The sequence below is a fragment of the Pseudoalteromonas sp. SG43-5 genome (genome assembly GCF_014164345.1).
Taxonomy (GTDB): Bacteria; Pseudomonadota; Gammaproteobacteria; order Enterobacterales; family Alteromonadaceae; genus Pseudoalteromonas; species Pseudoalteromonas distincta.
The window spans coordinates 194,163-217,943 of the sequence record NZ_JACJFA010000005.1 but is presented as its reverse complement, the minus strand read 5'-3'; the positions used below and the strand labels follow the sequence as shown (position 1 = coordinate 217,943).

20 protein-coding genes are annotated in these 23,781 nt (G+C 38.2%); 10 read left to right on the top strand and 10 right to left on the bottom strand.

What is annotated here, in order from left to right; genetic code table 11:
- Positions 1 to 209: 209 nt before the first annotated feature.
- Both H5161_RS07785 and H5161_RS07780 read left to right on the top strand, forming a co-directional pair.
- Positions 210 to 2,150 (top strand): EAL domain-containing protein, encoded by a 1,941-nt coding sequence (locus tag H5161_RS07785; RefSeq protein WP_182769043.1) that lies wholly within the window; start codon positions 210 to 212, stop codon positions 2,148 to 2,150.
- 499 nt (positions 2,151 to 2,649) lie between these two features.
- Positions 2,650 to 4,029 (top strand): VCBS repeat-containing protein, encoded by a 1,380-nt coding sequence (locus H5161_RS07780; protein ID WP_182769042.1) that lies wholly within the window; start codon positions 2,650 to 2,652, stop codon positions 4,027 to 4,029.
- Between the two features lie 88 nt (positions 4,030 to 4,117).
- Here the strand turns inward: H5161_RS07780 and H5161_RS07775 are convergent, their stop codons facing one another.
- Together H5161_RS07775 and H5161_RS07770 are read right to left on the bottom strand one after the other, a co-directional pair.
- Positions 4,118 to 4,573 carry a hypothetical protein gene (locus tag H5161_RS07775; protein WP_024603529.1) on the bottom strand — a complete coding sequence of 152 codons (456 nt, stop codon included), beginning with the start codon at positions 4,571 to 4,573 and terminating at the stop codon, positions 4,118 to 4,120.
- Positions 4,574 to 4,585: 12 nt separating this feature from the next.
- The gene (locus tag H5161_RS07770) at positions 4,586 to 4,861 is read right to left on the bottom strand and encodes an EF-hand domain-containing protein (protein WP_182769041.1); all 276 of its coding nucleotides are present in this window, start codon (positions 4,859 to 4,861) and stop codon (positions 4,586 to 4,588) included.
- Positions 4,862 to 5,163: 302 nt separating this feature from the next.
- Between H5161_RS07770 and H5161_RS07765 the strand changes: the two genes are divergently transcribed.
- The gene (locus H5161_RS07765; protein ID WP_182769040.1) at positions 5,164 to 6,021 is read left to right on the top strand and encodes a PA4780 family RIO1-like protein kinase; all 858 of its coding nucleotides are present in this window, start codon (positions 5,164 to 5,166) and stop codon (positions 6,019 to 6,021) included.
- 24 nt (positions 6,022 to 6,045) lie between these two features.
- On the opposite strand, the gene H5161_RS07760 is transcribed toward H5161_RS07765, so the two are convergent.
- The 7 genes from H5161_RS07760 to fucP all read right to left on the bottom strand — a co-directional run bounded on the left by H5161_RS07760 (position 6,046) and on the right by fucP (position 14,496).
- Entirely contained in the window at positions 6,046 to 6,720 is a 675-nt protein-coding gene (locus H5161_RS07760; protein WP_024604678.1) for a response regulator, read from the bottom strand.
- Between the two features lie 39 nt (positions 6,721 to 6,759).
- Positions 6,760 to 8,205, bottom strand: a complete 1,446-nt coding sequence (locus H5161_RS07755) for an ATP-binding protein (RefSeq protein WP_182721353.1) — start codon at positions 8,203 to 8,205, stop codon at positions 6,760 to 6,762.
- A complete protein-coding gene (locus H5161_RS07750; protein ID WP_182769039.1) occupies positions 8,205 to 8,735 on the bottom strand; it encodes a hypothetical protein in 531 nt (176 codons plus the stop codon). Before H5161_RS07750 ends, H5161_RS07755 begins: the two co-directional genes overlap by 1 nt.
- A gap of 9 nt (positions 8,736 to 8,744) precedes the next feature.
- The gene (locus H5161_RS07745) at positions 8,745 to 10,400 is read right to left on the bottom strand and encodes a YHYH protein (RefSeq protein WP_182769068.1); all 1,656 of its coding nucleotides are present in this window, start codon (positions 10,398 to 10,400) and stop codon (positions 8,745 to 8,747) included.
- Positions 10,401 to 10,479: 79 nt separating this feature from the next.
- Positions 10,480 to 12,405 (bottom strand): S9 family peptidase, encoded by a 1,926-nt coding sequence (locus H5161_RS07740; protein WP_182769038.1) that lies wholly within the window; start codon positions 12,403 to 12,405, stop codon positions 10,480 to 10,482.
- 43 nt (positions 12,406 to 12,448) lie between these two features.
- The gene (locus tag H5161_RS07735) at positions 12,449 to 13,057 is read right to left on the bottom strand and encodes a flavin reductase family protein (protein WP_024597030.1); all 609 of its coding nucleotides are present in this window, start codon (positions 13,055 to 13,057) and stop codon (positions 12,449 to 12,451) included.
- A gap of 131 nt (positions 13,058 to 13,188) precedes the next feature.
- Positions 13,189 to 14,496, bottom strand: coding sequence for an L-fucose:H+ symporter permease (gene fucP / locus H5161_RS07730; protein WP_029753314.1), 1,308 nt, complete (start codon positions 14,494 to 14,496; stop codon positions 13,189 to 13,191).
- A 226-nt stretch (positions 14,497 to 14,722) separates the two neighbouring features.
- On the opposite strand from fucP, the gene H5161_RS07725 reads away from it, so the two are divergent.
- The 6 genes from H5161_RS07725 to H5161_RS07700 all read left to right on the top strand — a co-directional run bounded on the left by H5161_RS07725 (position 14,723) and on the right by H5161_RS07700 (position 22,499).
- Positions 14,723 to 15,940 carry an ROK family transcriptional regulator gene (locus tag H5161_RS07725; protein ID WP_100218334.1) on the top strand — a complete coding sequence of 406 codons (1,218 nt, stop codon included), beginning with the start codon at positions 14,723 to 14,725 and terminating at the stop codon, positions 15,938 to 15,940.
- A 234-nt stretch (positions 15,941 to 16,174) separates the two neighbouring features.
- Positions 16,175 to 18,763, top strand: a complete 2,589-nt coding sequence (locus H5161_RS07720; RefSeq protein WP_024597027.1) for a TonB-dependent receptor — start codon at positions 16,175 to 16,177, stop codon at positions 18,761 to 18,763.
- A gap of 63 nt (positions 18,764 to 18,826) precedes the next feature.
- Positions 18,827 to 19,819 (top strand): carbohydrate kinase, encoded by a 993-nt coding sequence (locus tag H5161_RS07715; protein WP_024598256.1) that lies wholly within the window; start codon positions 18,827 to 18,829, stop codon positions 19,817 to 19,819.
- Between the two features lie 445 nt (positions 19,820 to 20,264).
- Positions 20,265 to 21,794, top strand: a complete 1,530-nt coding sequence (locus H5161_RS07710; protein WP_182769037.1) for a cryptochrome/deoxyribodipyrimidine photo-lyase family protein — start codon at positions 20,265 to 20,267, stop codon at positions 21,792 to 21,794.
- Positions 21,795 to 21,796: 2 nt separating this feature from the next.
- Positions 21,797 to 21,937 (top strand): DUF2256 domain-containing protein, encoded by a 141-nt coding sequence (locus H5161_RS07705; protein ID WP_182769036.1) that lies wholly within the window; start codon positions 21,797 to 21,799, stop codon positions 21,935 to 21,937.
- A 124-nt stretch (positions 21,938 to 22,061) separates the two neighbouring features.
- The gene (locus H5161_RS07700) at positions 22,062 to 22,499 is read left to right on the top strand and encodes an OsmC family protein (protein WP_024593544.1); all 438 of its coding nucleotides are present in this window, start codon (positions 22,062 to 22,064) and stop codon (positions 22,497 to 22,499) included.
- Between the two features lie 76 nt (positions 22,500 to 22,575).
- On the opposite strand, the gene H5161_RS07695 is transcribed toward H5161_RS07700, so the two are convergent.
- Positions 22,576 to 22,758, bottom strand: a complete 183-nt coding sequence (locus H5161_RS07695; protein ID WP_002958152.1) for a 2TM domain-containing protein — start codon at positions 22,756 to 22,758, stop codon at positions 22,576 to 22,578.
- Between the two features lie 216 nt (positions 22,759 to 22,974).
- On the opposite strand from H5161_RS07695, the gene H5161_RS07690 reads away from it, so the two are divergent.
- A complete protein-coding gene (locus H5161_RS07690) occupies positions 22,975 to 23,751 on the top strand; it encodes an EAL domain-containing protein (protein WP_182769035.1) in 777 nt (258 codons plus the stop codon).
- Positions 23,752 to 23,781 lie beyond the last annotated feature (30 nt).

Genomic DNA, 23,781 nt, shown 5'->3' with positions numbered 1-23,781 from the left:
TTTAAGGCTCATAATGATTATTTATTATGAGCCTTTTTACTGTGCTAGCTTTTTTTTTTGCTTTCATAAACTATATTTATTCTTATACTCAGGATTAGAGCCTAACTAATCGATGTTTAATACGCTTTTGTTCATCTGAAATATTTGCTGTATTTCTTGAACGTTTCTCCATCGCTAGTTGGAGTGACTTTTGTATAAGGTTTTACTTAGTGCCATATAAAAATCTAAATAGTGAAGAACGCAGAGAAACCGTTAAAATTTTATACTCTAATGCCATCTCTGGCATTGCCATTTCGACTGTAGTCAGTTTTATATTAGTGTTTGCTTTTGATTTAAATAACCAGAAAATATCCTACGAAAAAAGTATTTGGCTAAGCATTATGGTTGTCTTATTAGCAGCTCGCGCTATTGATGTAATGTGGTTTTATAAAACCAAAAAGGATAGCCCGTTATTTAATGCTGACACATACTCAAAAAGATTTTCAACCGGGTGTATTTTAACTGCGCTATCGTGGTGTGGGTATGCACTTTGGTTTCATAGCACCTCATCAGCAATAGAGACGACAACCACGATTGCTATTTTATCGGCATTTGCAGGAGGCTCTGCAAATCTGCTTTCAGGAAGTCGAGTAACCGCTGTACTCTATAGCATTATTTTACTGGCGCCCTACTCTTTTTTATTAACCTTTTCTAACGAAAACTACAACTCTGTCCTCGGTATTTTAGGCCTAGCATTTACTGCTATTATGGTGGCTTCATCGTACAAATCAGCCACATTTACACACAGCGCAATCAAGCTCAAAAACCAAAACAGAGAGCTGCTTAATGAAATGGAAAACAAGGTAGAGCAACGCACTGAAGAAATTTACCACCTGTCTAATACCGATCCACTTACAAATCTATTAAACCGAACCGCATTTTTAAAAAATGCAAACAGACAACTAGCAGACAACCCTCAAGAACCCTTTGCTTTATTATTCGTAGATTTAGATGGATTTAAACAAATAAATGATTCGTTGGGTCATAAAGTAGGCGATAAAGTATTAAAAGAAATAGCACGAAGAATTAGTAATGTATGCAATCAACAGCTTTTTAAATGCCGATGGGGCGGGGATGAGTTTTTAATTTTAGCAACGTATCAAAAACAAGCTGAGCTTATCGAGTTTGCAGATAAAGTACTTCAAAGCATTGGTGCCGAGCATGAAACATATAAATATCAAAAATGGGTATCTGCAACTATTGGTATTGCCATGTATCCTGAGCACGGGAGTGATTTTAATACTTTAATTCGCTCTGCTGATACTGCAATGTATCACCAAAAACGCATCGCGAAAGGCAATATCAATATTTATAACGATTCACTCAAATTAATACAAGAAAGAGAGTATCTTTTGAGTCAACGCCTAGCCAGTGCCATAGAAGAAAATAGTTTAAGGCTAGTATTTCAACCAATTGTTGATAGCAAAACCTCAAAAGTAACCTCTTTTGAATCATTATTACGCTGGCAACTAGATGGTGAAAATATTTTCCCTGATGAATTTATAGCTATTGCCGAGCAATACGGTTTAATAACCGAGTTAGGTATTTGGGTAATAGAACAGGCATGTATACAAGCAACAAAATTAAGTCACTTACAACCACAAATTGCTATAAGCGTAAACGTATCGGTTATTCAGCTACAAGATCCTGATTTTGTATCTAAGGTATTAAAAATAGTAAATCGCCACCAGGTAGAACCTAAAAACCTACACATAGAAATTACTGAGTCAGTATTTGCCGAGGATAAACTCACATTTTTGACAGCCGTTAAGGCACTACAAAAACAAGGCTTTTGTATTTCAATTGATGATTTTGGTACAGGCTACTCATCACTATCAAGCATGCTTGATATTGGTGTAGATATAGTAAAAATAGACAGAAGCTTTATTCAAAATATGGATAAAAGAGGGTTAAGTATTATTCATGCAATTGTACAAATGGCCTCTACTTTAGATTTTACTGTTGTTGCAGAAGGCGTTGAAACTATTGAGCAAGCAAACACACTCACTAAAATTGGTGTATCTCACCTACAAGGTTATTACTTTTCAAAACCGATGGAAGTAGATTTTGTAGATGCTTATTTAAATGAGCAAAATAAGCAATGTAGTTAACAACCAAGCACTTCTAAAAGCGCTTAGCTACCATATGAGTTATGTGCTACCTTTCTTGTTGGGCCTGTTTATTTTTTGAGGTTAAATTTGCAGCAGACTGTTTGGTATTTAAGCAAGGCAGAGCCTATGTAGTGTGGTTGTTAATCATACATAGTTGATAACGTAGTATTAATACCAAAATGCGCTGCCCAAAGGGTTCTGCCTAAGGAGATTGACTCTTTGTTACTAGATTACAAACCTCGCGCCACGATTAAATCGTCCTTAGATTGAACAAATTTCAATCTTTAAAAGTCAACAAGCCCTTCCTAAAACATAATCTTACAATTGCTTACACCCAGTACATAATAATTAGCGTAGGCTAAATATAATCCAACTTACATATGTATATTACGTTTAAACGAAAAAGCCCCAGCGCTGGATAGTACGTAAAATTATGCGCTGACGCTGCTTAAATAATAAAAATTTTAACGATACAACTAAATATAAAAAAGGAATTTGCATGATAAAACCACTTTGCTATTCACTCATCACTTTACTTACCCCCATAAGCGTTATAGCTCAAACAATGGCAATAAAAACAACGGATGAATTAGTATCAACCGATTCAGAGATTTTATTTGCATATAATAAAGAATTAAAACAATTAGAAGCCATCAATTTACTTACATCACTTAGTAGTGAACTTGCTTTACCAAAAAACGCCATCGGGTTTGATGTGGCAACACTTGCTAACATCATCGATAAACAAGCACTCGTACTAACAAGTGATGGCGTATATAAAGCCCAAGCAGGTAAACCAACATTGTTGTTTAATTATGAGTCGGTTCTAAATCAATTAAAAATAGATAAATTTGAAAAAGTAGACTTTGTTTTCGATGCTAACAACGACGGTCTAAGCGATATTTTTATCCCTGGATTAGCAAGCAGTACTTTATACATTCAAAATAAAGATGGCAGCTTTAAGCCTAACAAATTTAAACAAACGCCTAAGTATGAAGGCCGCTTTTCAGGAAAAGGGCTTTCTTTAGAAGTTAATATTAACAATAAACCTGTCGTTATCGATTTTAACCACGACGGATTAAACGACCTGGTTTTTTCAAATGACTTTGGAGCAGATGTACTACTTGCTAATTCAGAGGGCTTTGAGCAAAAGCTTACCTCAATTGATTTTAGCATTGAGCTCGGCGAGCTAAGCAATGGCGAGACCCGCAAAATAAAGCAAATTATTGATATTAATAACGACGGATTTCTAGATTTTACAACCAGACAGTTTAAGCCTACACAAGGTATGGATTCGTTAGATATAAAAATAGCACATACTTTGTACCTAGGGAGTGCTAAAGGTTTTACTAATACGCCCATTACCTTATTTGAAACAGAGGGCCCTAGTGAGTTATTGCTCAAAACTGATTTTAATAATGATGGCTTAATTGATTTACAAAAAATGGACTTAGATATTGGCTTAGGTACTATCGCATCTATGGCATTGGGCGGTGGCAGTACTGATGTAGATGTAGAAATGAATCTTTATAAGCAGCAACCCGACGGCTCATTTGCCAATAAATCGAGTATTGAACTTGATTTAGAAATGGAAGTGGGGATGAATGGCGATGAATCAGAACCGGCTCTCTATTTAGGTGACATTAACGGCGACAGCTATATTGATGCGGTATACAAATACAGAAAAAAAACGCTGTATATTTATTATGGAGAGCAAGACACACTGCTAAATGATAAACGCAAAAAATTAAAGCTAACGCTGCCTAAAAATAATAAAGATATTCTTCTGGTAGATATAAACCAAGACGGTAAAAAAGATTTTGTATTTAAATTTACCGAAGAAGATGGCACCAGCAAAATAGAAACACAGTTAAATTAAGCCAATAAAAAAGCCCAACAGAATTAACCGTTGGGCTTTGGACTTAAGACTTTCGAGTAACAGTCAGCTTTACTCTAAGTAATAACACCTAAGCAGTTACATTTAGCAGTGAATCGCCTTCACTTAAACCAAACTTCTCTTGCACTGATGCAAGGATTGATTCTTTATCTTCATCAGACAACTGGTTTGAATACTCAGTTAAGAGCTCATCTAAGTAGCTCACTACCTCGTCTGTATCGACTGATTCTAATGAGTTTTGTGGCGGTGGCGGCGGTCTTTGACCTTCTGCTCTTCCTGCATCACCAATGCTTTTAGCATCAAACTCGAGTTCGCCCATTAAATCAGCAAGCTCTTTTGTTGGTTCAATACCTTGTTCTTTAAATGCAGCTTGAATACTTTGCGCATCGTCGCTAGTTAAGTTTTCTGCATCAAACTGTGCAAGCGTTTCTTTAACAAAATCACTTTGCTCTGTTGTTAATTTTGCAGCTTGACTACTTTGTTGCGGCACAAAACTCACAGAGCTGCTGCCAATATTATTAATCATTTTAGTATCCTTTCAAAGTTCACGACGAGGTGGTTTATGATCGCTAAGCTCTTGTTCAGTAATTTCGCCATTACCATCGGCATCTATAGAATCAAAAATTGTTTGTGCATCACCGTGCGGCGGTTTTTTAGCACTAAACTCTTCAAAGCTAATTACGCCATCACCATCAGTATCAATAGTTGAAAAGTCAGGTTTTTCAGGAGGATTTTCACCGCCTCGAGCAGCTACATTAGCTGAAAAAGCAATAGATAATATTGCCACAGTGGCAAGAGTTGAAAAATGCTTCATAGTAATAACCTCGTATTTAAGAATTAAACTAAGATTACGCTTTAAAAACGCAAACAATGTGCAAATAATGAGGAAGTAATAAATTATTTTTAATAAAAACTGATGATTCAAAAAAAGTTCTGGTTGATTGCTTTGCAATCAATATATAAGCTAATAAAATAATACGATTAATTACTCTCTGGCAGTAGTGTTACTGCCCTTAATTCTCAAAGCTGATATACTGCTTGAGCCAATTAAACAAACAAATACAGAGCACTTTCATAAATAATGATTAATAACCAACCCTACTTAGCAGGCAATCTGTGAAAATACCTAAACGCCTACAACCTCTTGTTGATGATGGCCTTATTGACGAAGTAATAAGCCGACTAATGAGCGGTAAAGAAGCCGATGTATTTATTGTGCGTTGTGGTGAACATATTCGCTGTGCGAAAGTGTATAAAGATGCGGTTAAACGTAGTTTTAAAAAAGCGGCACAATATCAAGAAGGCCGAAAAGTGCGTGGTGGACGCCAAGCGCGTGCAATGGGTAAACGCTCTAGCTATGGCCGCCAATTAGAAGAAGAAATTTGGCAAAATGCCGAAGTTGATGCGTTATCTCGTTTAGCTGGCGTGGGTGTACGTGTTCCTGATACTTACTTTTGTATTGATGGCGTGCTGCTTATGGAGCTCGTCTCTGATGAAGATGGTAACGTGGCCCCTCAACTAGGACATGTCGTTTTTAGTGAAGAGCAAGCGATTGAGCAGTATAAACTTATGATACATTACATTAAGCTAATGCTTTGCGCAGGTATAATACACGGTGATTTATCTGAGTTTAATGTACTTGTAGATAATAACGGCCCTGTAATTATAGATTTACCGCAAGCCGTTAACGCTTCAGCAAATAACAGTGCACAAGCTATGTTTGCACGCGATGTAAATAACATACGCCGCTACTATGGTGAATTTGCGCCAAGCATACTAAAAACTCAATACGCTAAAGAAATGTGGGCACTATTTGAAGAGGCCAATTTAACGCCTAATTCAACGCTTACAGGTGAATTTGAAGACAGCAACGAACTTGCTGATGTAGATTCTATTCTTGATGAAATTCAAGCTGCCGAATACGAAGAGTTTGACCGTTTAGAGCGAATTAAAAATGCTGACGACGATGAGTAACTCATCGTCATAGCTCATTCCACCTTACTGTGGATGCACAAACCGGTAGCCAACCCCATAAACAGACTGGATAACACTTTCAGTTTGTGTCACTTCATCTAGTTTTTTACGCAACTTTTTAATATGGCTATCAATAGTACGATGGCTCACAATACGCTGATCGGCGTACATAGTGTCCATTAAGCTATCGCGCGAATAAATACGATTTGGGTTGTTAAACAAAGGTTTAAATAGTTGAAATTCAAAGTTCGTCAATTCTATACTGTTTGATCTATATTTTACGCTGTAGCTGCTCTCGTCAAGCTTCATTGTTGACTCTGTAACGTCACTTGCGTTATTTAATCGCCTTAAAATAGCTTTTACACGTGCCACCAGCTCAGCATAACTAAACGGCTTACAAATATAATCATCTGCACCTAATTCCAGCCCAAGCAGCCTATCTATTTCTTCTACTTTTGCCGATACCATAATAATAGGCACGTTTGAAAAGCGCCTGATTGCTTTACACAGTTCAATACCACTTTGACCTGGTAACATTATGTCTAGCAAGATTACACTCGGCCTGTTAATTTCAAGCCAAGGTAATACTTCATTCCCGTGATGTATTTGATGAGTAATAAAGTGATGGCTGCTTAAAAAGTCACTCATTAAGTTAGCTAGCTTTACTTCATCTTCCACAATTAGTATTTGTTCACTCATAGGCATCTCTGTAAGTAACCTCAACTTTATTTTTATAAACTAAATAGTTGGCAATCTAATAATAATAGCTAGGCCGCCTAAACTGGCTTTTTCTGCAGCTATTTCACCTTTATGACCTTTAACTATATGCTGGCAAATAGATAAACCTAAGCCAGAACCGCCCTCTTGGCGATTACGCGAACTATCTACTCGGTATAAATATTCAAATAAATGCGATAAATGCGACTGCTCTACACCGACACCATTATCTTCGATTATAAGCTCTAAATAAGTTTGCCCTTTAATGCTTATATTATTAGCCGTTAAAGAAATAGTTGTACATTGTGCATAGTGTACTGCGTTCATTAAAATATTATCGAGTAGCTGCAAAAGGCGTGTTTTATCTGCTTGTACAGTTATGTGTTTAGCGCTATTTAGTAGGTATATTTTTATATTATGTTGTTCAAGCACAACCTGATATTTTTGCTCAATAGTATTTAATAATAACGCCATATCAGTAGGTTGCATAGTGTAGTGCATACCTCCTAACTCTGCGCTATTGAGCATATGCAAGTCGTCTATTAAGCGTTTTAAATGCAAAGCTTCATCGTTAGCCGAACTTATATTTTTTGCGTTCGGTTCTCGTATACCAAGTAGCATAGCTTCAAGTTCACCGAGTAAAATACTCATTGGCGTCCTAAGCTCATGAGAAATATTAGCAAGCCAACGCTTACGTACTTGCTCATCTTTAGCGAGTGTAAATGCAAGCGTATTAAAATCTTCGCTCAACTGTCCTAGCTCGTCTTTTCGCTCAAGTTTGAGTTTGGTCTCGTAATTACCTTGCGTTAAGCGATGCATACCGTTAGCAATTTGCTTTACAGGGCTTACTAGGTGACGAGACAATAAAAAAGTAACCATTAATGTTAGCAATACCGCAGCTAAAGCAATAAACCATAAGTAGTTAGTTTGCTGCTGTAAAAAATCAAGCTCATAGCCATCAACCAAGCTATCTCTTTTAGAAACTGCTAAGTAACCCACTATTTTATCGTTAACAATAATTGGGGTTGTTATATATTTTAAATCGCTGAGGTATCTACCCACTACTCGCTGTTTATTTTCGTCAAGCAAAGCGTAGTGAGCAATATTTTCTGGCGGTGGGCGGCGATCTTCCTCTAAACGAATATGATCTGGCGGCGGTGGTCGCATCACTCGCCCACGCGGACCTGGGCCTTCTTGTGGCCTAGGCAAAAACTGGCTATTTTCTAATTGCGATTCAACACGTTTTCTAAAGCTTTCGCCATTGCCGACAACATGCTCCCATGAGGGTGTTTGTTCGTATTGCTTTGCAAATTGCACAACAAGTGGTTCAAGCGCTTTCACCTCTTTTGCATTAACAAAATCAATTACGCCTTGCCCTATGCTCCACTGTATAAGAACCACAAGCCCTGCAATAACACTAAAGGTAAAACTAAATAGTATTAAAAAAAGTTTATTATGAATTTTCATTAATGCGTGTTTTCAACCTCGCTAGGAAAGCTCTCAAATCGGTATGTTATAAACTCTTTGGTTTGGTCGTTAACATACAGCGTAGCAACTATTTTTTTACCTTGAGCGGTCCAATACATATGACCATGATTATTTAAAGTAACCGATACGGTATTTATACCAGTTTTAAATAAGTTAGCAGGTAAATGCAACGCTTGTCCGTAAATTCGCTGTATTTTAACCCCATTAATGTATAAATGAGCATGACCTTGTAAAAAACCGGTGTCTTGGTTTGTTGTCACGCCCATCATTTGTTGCATGTTCATCGTGCCCTCTGGCGGCACAGACAAATCATAACGCTGTGTATCTAAAATTAAGTTATAACCCGACATACTATCTTTTAATAACTTAAGGCTTAATGCCGGGATTGGCGTGTCATTTGGCACAGCTATAGGCATATGGCTATGATCCATCATTTCCTGCTGCGCAAAGAGCTTGAAGCTCAATAGCGCAGCAGTTGTTAGGATCAATGCGTATTTAAAATAACGCATAGTTACTCCTTACATTCCCGGTGGTGGACCCATTGTTTCGCCAGTATCACAGCGACCAATTGAATTAGCGGCTAATTGACCTTTAAAACGAGGCCCTATTTGATAAGGAAAAGAAGGCTGTAATTTACCATCACTGTCTAACGTTAGTGTTATATGGTAATGATAACCCTTGCCATCATTAGTATCGTGGCCGTTATGCTCATCTAATTGAGCACCGGTTACTGTTTTTTGCGCGTAGTAATAATCTTCAAAGTAATAACCATCGTCGGCATTCAATGTATTACCAGAGAGCGTCGTTACTTGTGCACCTATAGCAGGACCTGCATCACTTGTTTGTGTACCTTGGCTAACATCGTATTGATCAACTAAGGTACAGCTTCGCTCACCCTCAGTTCCACAACCCCCTTCACTTGTAGGTGCACCGTAATCTCGCATTTCCCAGCCACTTAATGCTAGTTGTCCGTTACTTTCATAAGGACCATAAAGCGGATAGCCATCAGCTGCAAACCCATAGATAGGTGAATGCGCATCGCCATCATCTTCAAGTAAATCAGCTAAGCAACTCGTATAAAAATGGTGATGATATTCACCGTTAGCAGCATGTCCGCCACACACATCAACATCATATTGCTCAGCAATGGGCGCTAATGTATACCAAATATTATTTCCGTAGCTCATACCATCGCCCCAGTTAAATATACTGGTGCCATTAACCATTAAGCCAACTGTACCTAAACCTGTTTCGCAAGTTTCAGCGTCAGATAAATCGGTAGGTGTTAGCGGAAAATACGCTTCAACCGCTTGTTCTGTTGGGCAACCCGGTCCTGGAGGCCAATAACCTGCACCGCCTGTGTCATCACAGTTTTCAGTGCTGCTGTTATAGCCAATATCTTCACCAAAGGAAATGGTTTGCCCTACTGCTGCAGAAGTTACACCGTTATAAAAATCGGTAGCTGCACGCGGGCGGTTATTTAACGCGTCTACTTGGTCTTGTGTAAGCGTTACATCATATTTAGGAATGTCAGTAGTTTGCACATACATGTATTCAACGTCAGCATCTTCCTCAGTAACGCTAACAACCTCAACTGATTGAACATCTTCAACCACTGCACCATTATTTTGTATGTATGTAGAAGTTGTATCGTTGTTAATTAACCAGCTGGTAAGTTTTGCACTATTATCAACTGTATCTGAGTCTGATGAAGCAATCACATTAACTATAACTGTATCTACAACGACATCGTTTGTGCCATCATCTGCAATGATCTCAAATACAAGTGCTTCATCGGTTAATACCTCTGGGGCAACAAACTCTGTAGACGTTGCAGTACTTGAAGATAAACTAACGCTAGTGCCTGATGTTTGCGACCAACTAACCGATACTTCACCGTCATCTTCAACCGTTGAACTTAAATAAACGGTATCGCCCGCATTAACAGTTTGGTCAATACCAGCATCAACCGTTGGAACACTATTACTGACTGTATCGCCGTCTGTTGCAGTACTTGTTGAATCGCTATTACATGCGCTTAAAGCGATACAAAGCGCACTTAACGCAAATAACTTAGTTGCATTAGCGGCTTTTGTTTTAAGAAGTGTTTTCAATGCTTGAACCTTTACTTTAACGTTTAATAAAACAAAGTTAACAAGTAAAAGTGCAAACAATGTGCACAAACAAAGGAAGATTGTGATCAAAAAAGACAACCTAAGTTGTCTTTTTGCTATTTAACTGGAGTCTGGCTATTTATTTTTTCAAATGTTTATCAAAAAAGTCTAAAAATGCCTGAAGAGTTTTAACTCTGTGTTCTTGATAAGATAAGTAATGATCGCCATCCTCAAGCTCAATATAAGTAACATCTTTTGCTTCATCATCAAGTTCATCCTGCATTTCTCTACTATGATAAACAGGTACCACACTGTCGTCAGTTCCATGTACAAGCAATATTGGTCTTGTTATTTTTTTAGCAAAATTCACTGGAGAATTAGCTTCTAGTAAATCATCATCAGTTCCAAACTGCTTTCTAACGATATTTTTGTTTGTAAAGTGTCGTGCTTTACTCACTAAATACTGTAAATCACTTACCCCAGCAAAACTAGCTGCACATTTAAACGTTTCTGGGTGCTTAATTACAGCCATTAACGCTGCATAGCCACCATAGCTAGCACCACCAATACAAATGCTATCTGCTTGTGCTATTCCTTGGTCAATTAACCAGTTTGCACCGTCTTGCAAGTCATCTTGCATAGCCAAACCAAAACCTTGAATTGACTGCATTAAAAAGTCGTGCCCATAGCCACTCGAACCACGGAAATTAGGCTGTAAAACAGCATATCCGTTATAGGCTAATAAAGCTGTCCAGTAATCAAAATTAGCATAATCCCTTGCCATGGGGCCGCCATGTGGAAATATAATTGTTGGTAACTTATCACCTTCTTTATATTCTACTGGTAGAGTTAGATAGCCTTCTATTTTCAAGCCATCTCTTGCCTTGTAGCTAATGCGCTTTTTACCTCTGTATACAGAGGCATCTATTTGCGGATAAACATCAGCAATTGCACTCACCTGCTTTTTTACTCTATCCCCAAATAAATAACTACCAGACGTTTTGTCTGAGCTGATATAGAGTATATATTTTTGCTGATCTTTACTGGTACTTACAATGTCTAATTTATATTCATCTTTAGGGAGTGATACGCGCAAAGAACGATGTAATTTATCTAAGTCTTTATCCCAATATTTAATACCATCATCTAAATGTGAATCAGTAAAGCCTGCAACTTCGCCAGTTTGTTGTGAATAAAAAATAGACCCATCAAAATCATATTTACTATTACTGTAAATTAGCTCGCGAGCTTTAGTCGTTAAATTAAGTTTAAATAATGCATCGCGCCCTTCATGTAACGCAGTGATGTATAAAAAATTAGAGTCTTTATCAAACCCTAATATAGAAATACTTTGCTTACTAAAAACCTCATAATCAAATAAAGTTTCCCACGACTGTTTATTCTCATCAAAATAATCGTAAGTAAATTGCGTATCGTCCATTTTTTTTGCAATACGAACTTTACCTTGCCTGTCGGCAAACCAAGTAACTACATTACTGCGTGGTCTTTGTATTTGTGTCTTACGTAATGTGGTTAAATCTAACTCATAAACTGCTGGGGTATTTGCTATTTTAAAATCCCCTTGAACTAAAATTTTATTTTCTTTTTCAGGTAAAAAACTAACAATTCGGTCTGAATATTGTGGCTGGATTTCATCTCTTACTGTGTTGGCTTTAAAAGCTAATTTAAGACCTTTATCATTTTTAAAGTTATACGCATACATAAGCGTTGATGTATATTTAACTCCGCCAAACTGATATTTTATATAGCGAGCACCAAGTAACAGTACGTCATCATTTGCCCAGTTATACCAATCAAAAAACACTGTATGGTTATTTGAGTTTATAATTGGTGTTGTAACCCCCGTCTCCAAGTTTTTAACCATTAAGATTAAAGTCCCTTGATGGTTTCTTATAAAAGCGAGGTTCTTACCATTGGGAGATAGCTTCACTTGGCTAAAATCTTTTAAGCCTGCAAAAACCTCTATAGGTAGTTTTTTATCTTGTGTGGCAAAAGAGCCAAAACTTTGCAAAGCAATTAACAAAGTGAAAATGTACTTAAACATTCGTAAATCCTTTTATTATTGTACTCCTAGGTAAACGATTATTTCACAACTGTGGCCTTTTAAGCAAAAACTTATCTTTGGTTGTACTAAAGTAATCGCCGCCCATTTTGCCCACTGCATTTAATAATTCAGGGTCAATATAGCCACCACTCATCACTTCATCGTCTATACAAATACCCACTACATCCAGCAACATCATTTTTCCACCGCCAGGCTCATTTGAAATACTAATAACTTCGCGTAACTTACATTCAAACCGTACTTTTGAATCGGCAACGCTTGGCGCGTTAACTAACTTACTTGGAGCTTGGGCAATGTTAGCTGCATCAAACTCGCTTATATCACTAGGATAATTTGCACAACTTTGGTTCATTTTTTCAACTAGCTCTTGGCTGACAATATTAACCACACATTCTTTAGTTGCCATTAGATTACTAAGCGTATCTTTATTCGTTTTATCACTAGGGTTTACTTGCGTAACACTTAAAACAGCTGGCTTGCAACTAGCCACAGTAAAAAATGAATAAGGCGCAATATTTGCACTACCTTCGCTATTTAATGTACTTATCCATGCGATAGGCCTTGGGCTGATACCGCCTACTAAGTAAGAGTAAACATTTTGGTTGGTATTTTCGGTGAGATCTAAAAACATATTTTTTCAACTAAATAAGAATATCAACATGCCTAATATCTTAATTCGATGAAGGTTGGGGTTAAAGAAGATTTACAAATGAGAAAAGTTAAAAAGTAAAACCGAGCCTTCAGGCTCGGTTTTCAATCCATTTAGCAAGGCGCTACATTATTGAATACTCTGACTTTTGTTTTTAAATCAAATGCAGCATAAGCTGCAACAATAATAAAACACCCCGCAGGCACAACATAAGAAAACGCGACACTGTATGTATCAATAAACACAGCTTGGAATACAGGAACTATCGCTCCACCTAAAATAGCCATTACTAAACCAGCAGCACCTAGTTTTGCATCATCGCCTAACCCATGTAGTGAAATCGCGTAAATAGTTGGAAACATTAACGACAAGCAAGCCGATATACTTACCAGCGCCCATACGCCACTTATATTTGGCATTTTCACCATATAAAAACACAGCAGCATTGCAATAATAGAGGTTGCCATTAACAGTTTGGCAGGACGAATAAATCCCATAAGCCAGGTCATTACAAATCGAGAAACTAAAAAGGTGATCATACTGTATTGTAAAATACTTCCCCCGGTAACTTCATTTGTATCGAGTGCCTCCATTACGTACTGGATGGTAAATGTCCATACACAAGTTTGCGCCGCAACATTAAAAAACTGGGCGATAACACCAAAGCGGTAATGGGTATTTTTAAACAAACGCTTAAACGTTGCACTAAATTCTACATGCTTAGAGACTTTTTTTTGCTTACAAAAATTAGGTGTTTTAGTAAACGCAATTGCCAACCAAATAAAAACCAACACACAAGCCATACCAACATAAGGCACCATAACTGCATCAAGTTCTGCGCTTATAATGCTAGTTAATTGCTCACTATTCATATTTGTGCGCTCACCAGAGGTTGCGGTATTGAGCTTTGGTAAAATAAGGGTGGCGGCTAAAAAAACACCAATGTTAGTACCGACAGGGTTAAATGATTGCGCCAAATTCAACCTGCGAGTTGCACCTTGTTGGGTGCCCATTCCCATTACATAAGGGTTTGCTGATGTCTCTAAAATAGATAAGCCTCCAGCTAACACAAACAAAGCCACTAAAAAAAAACCATAAGTCATTGCTTGGCTGGCGGGATAAAACAAAAATGCTCCGATTGCAGCCATCCCTAAACCGGTTAACACACCTGTTTTATACGAAAAGCGTTTATTGATATATGCCGCCGGAATAGCTAGGCAAAAGTAAGCTCCATAGTAGCTAAATTGTACCAATGCAGACTGCACTGACGACATAGTAAAAATTTTACTAAACACTTTTACTAGCGGATCAGTCATGTTTGCCGCAGCTCCCCATGCAGCAAAGCACAGAACAAGTAAAATAAAGGGAACCACCATCTCCTTGGAGACAAGAGGTGTTTGTGTGTGTGTGTGTGTGGTCATTGCCGTGTCTCAGTTGTTAATGTTAAGTAAAGCATTTAACCAGTTAAATATCATTCCGTCAATAAATCAACTATAGTTATTTATTGACCTCCTGTGACTTATTTATACTCTGTCGTAAATTTAATAATAAGAAATGAACCCGGCAATAAAGCTAATATAGTCGCCAATTACACACACTCGGTGTACAATTAATCAGGTTATTCAAGATAATAACAACTAGGTAGGAATAATTATCAAATCTAAAAACCCTCGACTCTCTTTACAAGAAGGCCGAAGCCAATCTGGCCTGCGTGCTCATAATGAACGCCGAATTATGTCATTAATTCGCCAACACGGTAGTGCTCCAAAAGCTGAAATTGCACAAAAAACAGGGCTTTCAGCACAGGCCGTCACAGTAATTATCAATAGTTTAGAAGCCGAATCGTTATTAATACGGAAAGACCCTCAGCGTGGTAAGGTTGGCCAACCAACCATCCCATTTGCGTTAAATCCAGATGGTGCATTTGGAATTGGCTTAAAAGTAGGTCGTCGCAGTTTTGATTTAACCTTGATTGACTTAGTAGGAAATATACGCGCAACTTTGCACGAAAACTGCGCTTACCCCACAGTACAGAGCTTGCTAACCTTTTTAGAGAAAGGGATCAGCGTACTTAAAATGAGCTTAAGTGACGAATTAGCCAAGCGTATCTTAGGTGTGGGTGTTGCAACCCCTTACGAAATTTGGAACTGGACAGAAGAAGCCGGCGCTCCAAAAACAGTATTGAATGAATGGAAGTCTTTTGATTTTAAAGAAAAAATAAATCAAATTGTACATCTTCCCGTGTATGTATGTAATGATGATACCGCTGCTTGTTCAGCTGAATTAAGCTTTGGTAATCCTGCTCGTTTTAGCGATTTTTTATATATTTTTATTGGTACTTTTATTGGTGGTGGAGTTGTTATAAACGAAACCTTATTTACTGGTAAAAAAGGTAATGCCGGCGCTATAGGTTCATTACCTAGGCCTATGCTTAATAGTGAAGGACAACTAACCTCCCAACAACTTATTATGCAATCATCACTGTATATTCTCGAAAAAATGCTCAAAGGTGATGGCTACAATACTGACATACTATGGAGTTCAAAAGAGTATTGGGGAGACTTAGGCCCCGTACTCGATAAGTGGATAGACCAAGTTGCAGATGGCCTCGCCTACGCGGCATTGTGTTCTTTAGCTATTTTTGATTTTGAGGCAATTGTCATTGATGGCGCCATTCCTATCAATGTCAGAGAAAAAATAGTTTTGGCAACAAAGTTAAAATTGAGCCAGGCTGATCATCGCGGTATTAATCGCTGTGAAGTACAAAGTGGCTCTATTGGCGCCAAGGCTCAATCAGTAGGCTGCGCTAACCTTCCGTTACTTATCAACTTTTCTCAAGATCACGCAAGCCTTTCACACCACTAATATACTTTAAAGTTAAAAAGCAGCCATCGGTAACGTTGGCTGCTTATTTATTTTTTATCAGAGGTAAAAAATTCACTTAAACAATCAAAAAGCTGTACAAAAAATAATAAGTAATAATAGTTGATTTATTATTTTAAGTTCTCTACATTCTATTTACAAATTTGATAACACTGACATGTTTGATTAATAAAACCGCAAATTTGTATACACACACAACAAAGAGAGAACAGAAAAATGAAAGTATCAGCAAAAATGACTCTAATTGCAGTCGCTGTAGGTCTATCCATATCCCCTAGCGTCTTGTCACAAGAGCAACAAGAAGCAAAAAGTGATTTAGGGTTTGAGCGCATCATTGTAACGGGAACATCTCGGCCAAAAGAGAAAATCGAATCAACTAATGCAATAACTACCTTTAACGAAGCAAAGTTAGAGCAATTGGCTCCGCACAGTGTTGCTGAATTAGTGCGAAGTATTCCTGGTTTTCATGCCGAAGACACCGGTGGAGAAACCGGTAACAACGTAGCCCCACGAGGCTTTCCGTTATCAACGCAAACAGAGTTTACAGCACTACTTCGTGATGGTATGACCGTGTTTTATAATCAAGATATTTTATTTACTCAAAATGATCGCTTTACCCGTTTGTCTAATTTTGTTGGCAGCGTTGAAGCTATTCGTGGTGGTGCCTCGTCAATTTTTGTTGGTAGCGCGCCAGCTGGGTTTATTAATTTTATTTCTCGTGAAGGCTCCGATGATACCCAAGGTGATGTGTTTTTTGAAACCAACAGCAACAACCGCCTAGGTGGACAAGGTTGGGTTAGCGGATCAATAGACGATCAGACAACCTATGCTGTTGGCGCTTGGTATCGCAAGGATGACTCCGCACGCGATCCGGGGTATACAGCTAACCAAGGTGGTGAGCTTAATGGCAATATTAAGCACTTTTTTAAAGATGGCAGCGGCTTTACCCGCTTTGAGTTTAATAAACAAAACGATAGATCATTCTTTTTTATTCCTCAGCCATTAATAGGCTCAACCACCAATGCTAAAACAATCCCAGGCGGGATGGATATCAGAGATGGCACCACCGGTAACTCAGCAGGTGCGCGTTTATTAACTCTTAATAACACCCCAAGCGGCGACATTGATTTGGATATTGCAGATGGTAACTACGCTAATGTGACCTACTTTGGCAATACAACCGAAATTGAAATCAACGAAAACTTAGTCTTTTCAAATCAAATGCGTTATACCGATATGCTAACAACCTTTACCGGCATCATTAACGTAGGTAACGCCGAATCGTTAGCTAGTAAAGCACAAGCTATATATGCTGCAAATACTGATGTCCTTGCAGGTGCCATGGTTGATGGTAACCTAAGTTACGATATACGCGATGCAGGAAACGGCTTTGTATTGGCTGATTCAAGCAACGTAAATACCTACAACACCAATGGATACGGAATAAACGCAGGCTTTTGGCATAGACGTTTTGAAGGCGATAACTTTCAAAACGAAACCAGATTCAACTACACCTTTGATGATGTAGGCGAAGGGACTCTTTATGCTAATTTTGGCTTATTCTTCTCTAATATTAATGGCCATGTTACCGACTATCGAATTAATACACTGCAATCAGTAGAGCCCCTGCCGCAGCGCTTAGATGTTGTATTTACAGATGCACAAGGTCTTGACATTGCCAGCGGTACTTACAAAGGTATTCAGGCTGGATCACATGGTTTTGCCGATATTGTTTATAGTGAAAATACCCTTGCGCCCTTTGCTGACTTTGAATACGAGCTTGAAGATGTGTCGTTTAATCTGGGCCTAAGGTACGAAACCCTCAAAGCAGATGGGGAAGCGCAAAACCAAGCTAATTACACAATTGACAGTTTTGCCAGCGATACTGATACCGTCAATGGGAATATTACCCTGCCCTTTGGTGATGGGACTTACCGAAACTTTGATGTTGAATACAACGAAATGGCATGGACAATTGCAGCTAACTACAAATTTAACGACGACTTAGCGGTATTCACTCGATATGCAGATGGTTTTCGTATGCCTGATGTAGATAAATACATGGCGATTACCAACCTAACTAGTCAAGAGGAAATTAATCAATTTAATAACTCTGAGAGACGTGAAACACAACCAGCTTCAACGGTAATGGCCGAGGTGGGCATTAAATATAACGAAGGTGATGTCGCAGCATTTGTAACCGGTTACTTCGCCGCTGCGGATGATTTATTCTTTAATGTACCTACTGTTGAAAATGGTCAAGTAGTGCAACGTCAAGCCTTTAGAAACACAGAAACCTTAGGTGTAGAAGCCGAATTTAACCTGCAAATCACCCAAGACTGGCGCATTGGTGTATCTGCAACGTACCAATCACCCGAATTTGTAAACACACCAGCGGCGCAATACTTGGATGCTAATGGAAGCTCTGCCTCTATTGATATAAACGGCAACTTACCTGTACGTGTGCCTAAGCACTTTGGCCAATTAACTAGTAGCTATCAGTTTGAAGATTTTTCGTGGGGTATGGCAGCTATTCATGGTAGCTACTCTTGGAGCGGTAAACGTTATGCCGACGACGCCAACACAGCAGAACTGCCTATGTATGGCATGTTAAACCTTGGTTTATCCCTTGAAAACGAAGACGGTTATTACCTTCGTGCCGATGTTAAAAACCTAAATAACTCAGAAGGCTTATCAGAGGGGGATCCTCGCGCAGGTGAAACGGTAGCAGGTCAAGCAACTACATTTAATGCGCGCGTTGTCTTACCTCGTACCTTTAGCCTTACTATTGGTAAGCGTTTTTAATTTTACTCTAATCTAGGGTATCGTCATGCAAAGCGATACCCTCGCAATTTTTAGGAAAATATAATGGAAGTAGTTGCAATTGGTGAAGCTTTAATAGATATACTCTCACATGACTGCATGCACAATAAGGCATCAAATAGCGAACTAGACTTCACACAGTTTGCCGGAGGCGCACCCGCTAATGTTGCTGTAGCCGTAGCAAAGCTTGGTGGTTCAAGTTATTTGCTTGGTAAAGTAGGCAATGATAAATTTGGTCGCTTTTTAATAAATGCACTCAAAATGTATAATGTAAACACATCTTATGTTGGCTTTTCAAAAAAAGGGAAGACGGCACTCGCGTTCGTATCGTTGGATGAAAACGGTGAACGTACATTTGAATTTTACGATAAAGATGCTGCACATTACGATTTACAAATAACCGATTTAGAGCCCTCTTTATTTTCAACACCTAAAATTGTGAGTTTTTGTTCAGGCTCTTTTGCAAAACCTTTAGTATTAAATACAACCTTACATGCGCTAAAACACTTTAAAGAATCAGGCTCGGTTACATGCTTTGACATTAACTTTCGTTCAGCCTTCTGGGATGAACCACTCACAGCTAAATCTGTTATTGAGGATGTTGCTAAAACAGTTGATGTTATTAAAGCGAGTAAAGATGAGCTGATCTCGCTTTATGGAATAGAGCATATTGATACCACTATTAGAAGTTGGGTAGATAGTGGCGTAGCTTTAGTTTTAATGACCGATGGTGGCGAGCCTATTACTTTTTCATCTAGCTCATTTAGTGGTACTTATCCTTGCCCTAAGGCATATGTTGTGGATACCACAGCTGCAGGCGATGCGTTTGTAGGTGGTTTTTTATATCAAATATCTTCGCTAGTGAGTAATAAAACAGAATTTACTGACTGGGCAAATAACTTTACTAACGTTTCAAAGGCTATCGACTTTGCTACTAAATGCGGAGCCAAAACAGTAGCAACGTTTGGAGCCTTTGATGCCCTACCTACATACCATGATATCTCGGCGAGTACCCTTAAATCTTCGTGTCGATGTTAAAAACCTAAATAACTCAGGAAACTTATCAGAGGGAAGTTTCACTCAGGTTAAACGGTAGCAGATCAATCAATTATATTTAATGCGCGCGTTGTCATATCTCGTGTCTTTAGCTTTACTATTGGTAAGCGTTTTTAATTTTACCCTAACTGAGGGTATCGTCATACAAAGCGATACCCTCGCAAGTTTTAGGAAAAGATAATGGAAGTAGTTGCAATTGGTGAAGCTTTAATAGGTGTACTCTCACATGACTGCAAGTGCCAAAATTGCTTAACTATCACGGTAATTCTCCCTATTTATAATACTTCTTTTATTGGCGACTCATTTTAGTATCACCTTAACATGAGTTGCCTATATCAAAATTGTTTTTACACTAGTCTTCTTTTACATTTAATACGTATTGGTTTTGTCCTATTATTTATAATGCCACGGTTTTAATATTGCCAGTATGAAAGAAAAAATAAACATCGTGTGGTTTAAACGTGATTTACGTCTTAGCGATCATCAACCATTAAAAAATGCATTTAGTAATGGCTTACCGACCCTGTTACTTTATAACTTTGAGCCATTACTGCTCGAAGATGCACACTACAATGAGCGGCACTGGCGCTTTGTGTATCAATCGATAGTTGAGTTAAATAATCAGCTAGCGCGTTATAACGCCTGTGTTTATATATTTAATTTAAATATGAACGATTTACTTGAGTCGATAAAGACGCAGTTTGAAATAGTTAATATTTTTAGCCATCAAGAAATAGGCTTAAACAACACCTTTGAGCGCGATAAGGCAATAAAAGTATGGTGCCAGCATAACCACATTAATTGGCAAGAGTCGCAAACAGGCGCGGTAATTCGCGGCAAAAAAAATCGTAATAATTGGAACGAACGCTGGCAGCAAACAATGCAAGCACCTATTGCTGTTCCTAATTGGAAGAGTATAAAAACAATTACCCTTAATAACTATCAAGCGCCTGAGCTGCCAAGCGCTTACACTCAAGATCACGACAGCTTTCAACAAGGTGGCCCACTGCATGCGCGAACTGTAATGCAGAGTTTTTTTGCCGAGCGCGGTAAAGGTTATCAAAAGGGAATATCGAGCCCAAGTTTAAGCCAAACCCACTGCTCTCGGCTTTCGCCCTATCTAGCATGGGGGAACATTAGCCTTAGGCAAGTGTATCAAATGACCATTGATGAATATCATTCAAAACACCCTGACAAAAGAGGTTGGAAACGCCCACTAGCAGCGTTTGTATCGCGCTTGCATTGGCACTGCCACTTTATGCAAAAGTTTGAAAGCGAGTGCTCTATGGAGTTTTTAGCTCTTAATCCGGGTTATCACGTATTTCCGTATCGTGATGATGAACGTGTGAAAAACGATATTGAACGCTGGGCGCAAGGTCAAACAGGTATTCCAATTATTGACGCTTGCATGCGCTGCTTAAAAGCCACCGGTTATATAAACTTTAGAATGCGCGCCATGCTTGTAAGCTTTGTAACGCATCATTTAAATATAAGTTGGCAGCAAGCAAGCTTTCCGCTCGCTAATTACTTTTTAGATTTTGAGCCAGGGATTCATTATCCGCAAATTCAAATGCAAGCCTCGGTCACAGGTATTAATACCATTAGGCACTACAACCCAATTAAGCAATCAGAAGATCAAGACCCAACAGGTTCGTTTATTAAAAAGTGGTGCCCCGAGCTTGAAAAACTCCCTATTGAATATTTACATCAGCCTTGGGAGCAAACTCCAATGGAGGCACTCTTTAACGACTTTAAGTTAGGGGAGGATTACCCTGAACCCATGCTTGATTTAACAGCGGCCTCAAAAGAAGCACGCGAACGCTTATGGCAATACCGTGAGCGAGCCGATGTTAAACGTGCCATAGGGAAAATTCTTAAAAAGCACGTTGGGGGTACTCAAAAAGTTACTCGAACAAAAAGTAAAACGGATACTAAAAATAACAGTAAGGCTAAGTAAGTATGGCGCACAAAAAACTAAACTTACCTCAAAAAATATGCCCTATTTGTAATAAACCTTTTACGTGGCGTAAAAAATGGCAGCGCGACTGGGATAACGTTATTTACTGTTCAGAGTGCTGTAAGCGAAATAAACAGGGGTAACAATTAACTGGCGCCTATTTTGCAACATCATCAGTAATTAGTGCTTTTAAGGCTTTATATAAGTTTATTTTGTAAATAACGCTTAGATAACCTGAAAAGCTTACACTCTAGCAAGGAGAAGATGATGACGATTAAAAAAACGGCAAGTTCAACATGGTCTGGCGACATTAAAACAGGCAAAGGTAGCATATCAACTCAAAGTGGCGCGCTTAATAAACAACCTTATGGTTTTAATACCCGCTTTGAAGATGAGGCGGGCTCAAACCCTGAAGAATTAGTAGGTGCAGCGCACAGTGCATGTTTTAGTATGGCGCTTTCACTTGCATTAGGTGATGCAGGCTTTACCGCAGATAAAATTGATACTAAAGCCACTGTAAGCCTTGATGAAGTAGATGATGGTTTTTCGGTGACGCATATTGCCCTTGAGGTAAAAGCGCGTATTGATGATATTCAAAACGAGCAGTTTCAAGCTTTATGTGAGCAAACCAAAAAGAGCTGCCCTATTTCAAAACTCTTAAATACCGAAATATCACTAGATGCGACACTTCAATCAGCATTTTAAATATTTAGGTTTAGATTACTGTAAATAAAGCACATTAAATTAAAGCCAAGTAAATTATTACTTGGCTTACTAATCATCAAGATACCTTTTTAGAGCTGCTTATACCTAAGACTTCAGATAATAAAGCGATCCCCATGCCAAGCGCGGGCCAAATCACCCATAAGGTGTTTGGTGATGTAATTAAATTAATTAATCCTAAAAACACTAAAGCAACTGCATACTGTTTAAAACTTTGAAATATTGTTGTTGATGTATTCATGTTTATCCTCCTGTTAATGTATAAATCTATTTTTATATAAAAACGAAATGCAAACTCCTGCCAAATGTCATTAAATAGCATGACATTAGTCATCATATTACTCACATATAAATAATCACTTATTACGTTAAAAAAATATAAACTAATACTTTAATCTATTTGTGTTAGGATCTACCCTCAACTAACTTTAAAAATAAACATAAGAGGATGAACTAAGTGATCGAAAAATCAAAAGATTGTGAAAAAGTGACATGTAGTAATTGTGCTGACGCCAACGATCTTGAATTTGATTTTTCTATGGCTTTTCAACCGATTATAAACTGTAAAACTCGCCTAATTTATGGCTATGAAGCATTGGTTAGGGGTTTAAATGGCGAGTCTGCTTATTCAATTATTTCAAAAGTGAATGAAGACAACCGCTATGCATTTGATCAGCTTTGTCGTATTAAAGCTATTCAACTAGCCTCAAAGCTGGGCATAACATCAATGCTAAGCATTAACTTTTTACCTAATGCTATTTATAAACCTGAGCGATGTATACGCACCACACTCGAAGCTGCAAAAAAGTATAACTTTCCAATTCAAAATATTATGTTTGAATTTACTGAAGTTGAAAAAATTGAAGACACCGCACACATTAAACGCATTGTTGATTACTATCAGTCTCTCGGATTTAAAACCGCCACTGATGACTTTGGTGCAGGTTATTCTGGTTTAAATCTACTGGCTGACTTTCAAACAGATATTATCAAGCTTGATATGGCGCTCATACGCGATATAAGCAACGACAAAAAACGCCAATTAATAGTAACTCATTGCTTAAATATGTTTCGCGATTTAAACATAACCGCACTAGCTGAAGGGATTGAAACGGTAGAAGAATATAAGTGGCTTAAAAACGCAGGTGTTGAGCTTATGCAAGGGTATTTATTTGCCAAACCAAGTTTTGAAAACTTGCCTGAGGTAAATTTTAAGGACATAGGTGCTGATTAGTACTCAACACCTATTATTAAAATTTAAGTA

Excerpts from the sequence above, each read along its gene's own strand:
- H5161_RS07700 (WP_024593544.1), top strand. The coding sequence starts at position 22,062 with ATGACGATTAAAAAAACGGCAAGTTCAACATGGTCTGGCGACATTAAA.
- H5161_RS07750 (WP_182769039.1), bottom strand. The coding sequence starts at position 8,735 with ATGCGTTATTTTAAATACGCATTGATCCTAACAACTGCTGCGCTATTG.
- H5161_RS07740 (WP_182769038.1), bottom strand. The coding sequence starts at position 12,405 with ATGTTTAAGTACATTTTCACTTTGTTAATTGCTTTGCAAAGTTTTGGC.
- H5161_RS07760 (WP_024604678.1), bottom strand. The coding sequence starts at position 6,720 with ATGAGTGAACAAATACTAATTGTGGAAGATGAAGTAAAGCTAGCTAAC.
- H5161_RS07720 (WP_024597027.1), top strand. The coding sequence starts at position 16,175 with ATGAAAGTATCAGCAAAAATGACTCTAATTGCAGTCGCTGTAGGTCTA.
- H5161_RS07695 (WP_002958152.1), bottom strand. The coding sequence starts at position 22,758 with ATGAATACATCAACAACAATATTTCAAAGTTTTAAACAGTATGCAGTT.
- H5161_RS07715 (WP_024598256.1), top strand. The coding sequence starts at position 18,827 with ATGGAAGTAGTTGCAATTGGTGAAGCTTTAATAGATATACTCTCACAT.
- H5161_RS07735 (WP_024597030.1), bottom strand. The coding sequence starts at position 13,057 with ATGTTTTTAGATCTCACCGAAAATACCAACCAAAATGTTTACTCTTAC.
- H5161_RS07775 (WP_024603529.1), bottom strand. The coding sequence starts at position 4,573 with ATGATTAATAATATTGGCAGCAGCTCTGTGAGTTTTGTGCCGCAACAA.
- H5161_RS07780 (WP_182769042.1), top strand. The coding sequence starts at position 2,650 with ATGATAAAACCACTTTGCTATTCACTCATCACTTTACTTACCCCCATA.
- H5161_RS07770 (WP_182769041.1), bottom strand. The coding sequence starts at position 4,861 with ATGAAGCATTTTTCAACTCTTGCCACTGTGGCAATATTATCTATTGCT.
- fucP (WP_029753314.1), bottom strand. The coding sequence starts at position 14,496 with ATGACCACACACACACACACACAAACACCTCTTGTCTCCAAGGAGATG.
- H5161_RS07705 (WP_182769036.1), top strand. The coding sequence starts at position 21,797 with ATGGCGCACAAAAAACTAAACTTACCTCAAAAAATATGCCCTATTTGT.
- H5161_RS07710 (WP_182769037.1), top strand. The coding sequence starts at position 20,265 with ATGAAAGAAAAAATAAACATCGTGTGGTTTAAACGTGATTTACGTCTT.
- H5161_RS07755 (WP_182721353.1), bottom strand. The coding sequence starts at position 8,205 with ATGAAAATTCATAATAAACTTTTTTTAATACTATTTAGTTTTACCTTT.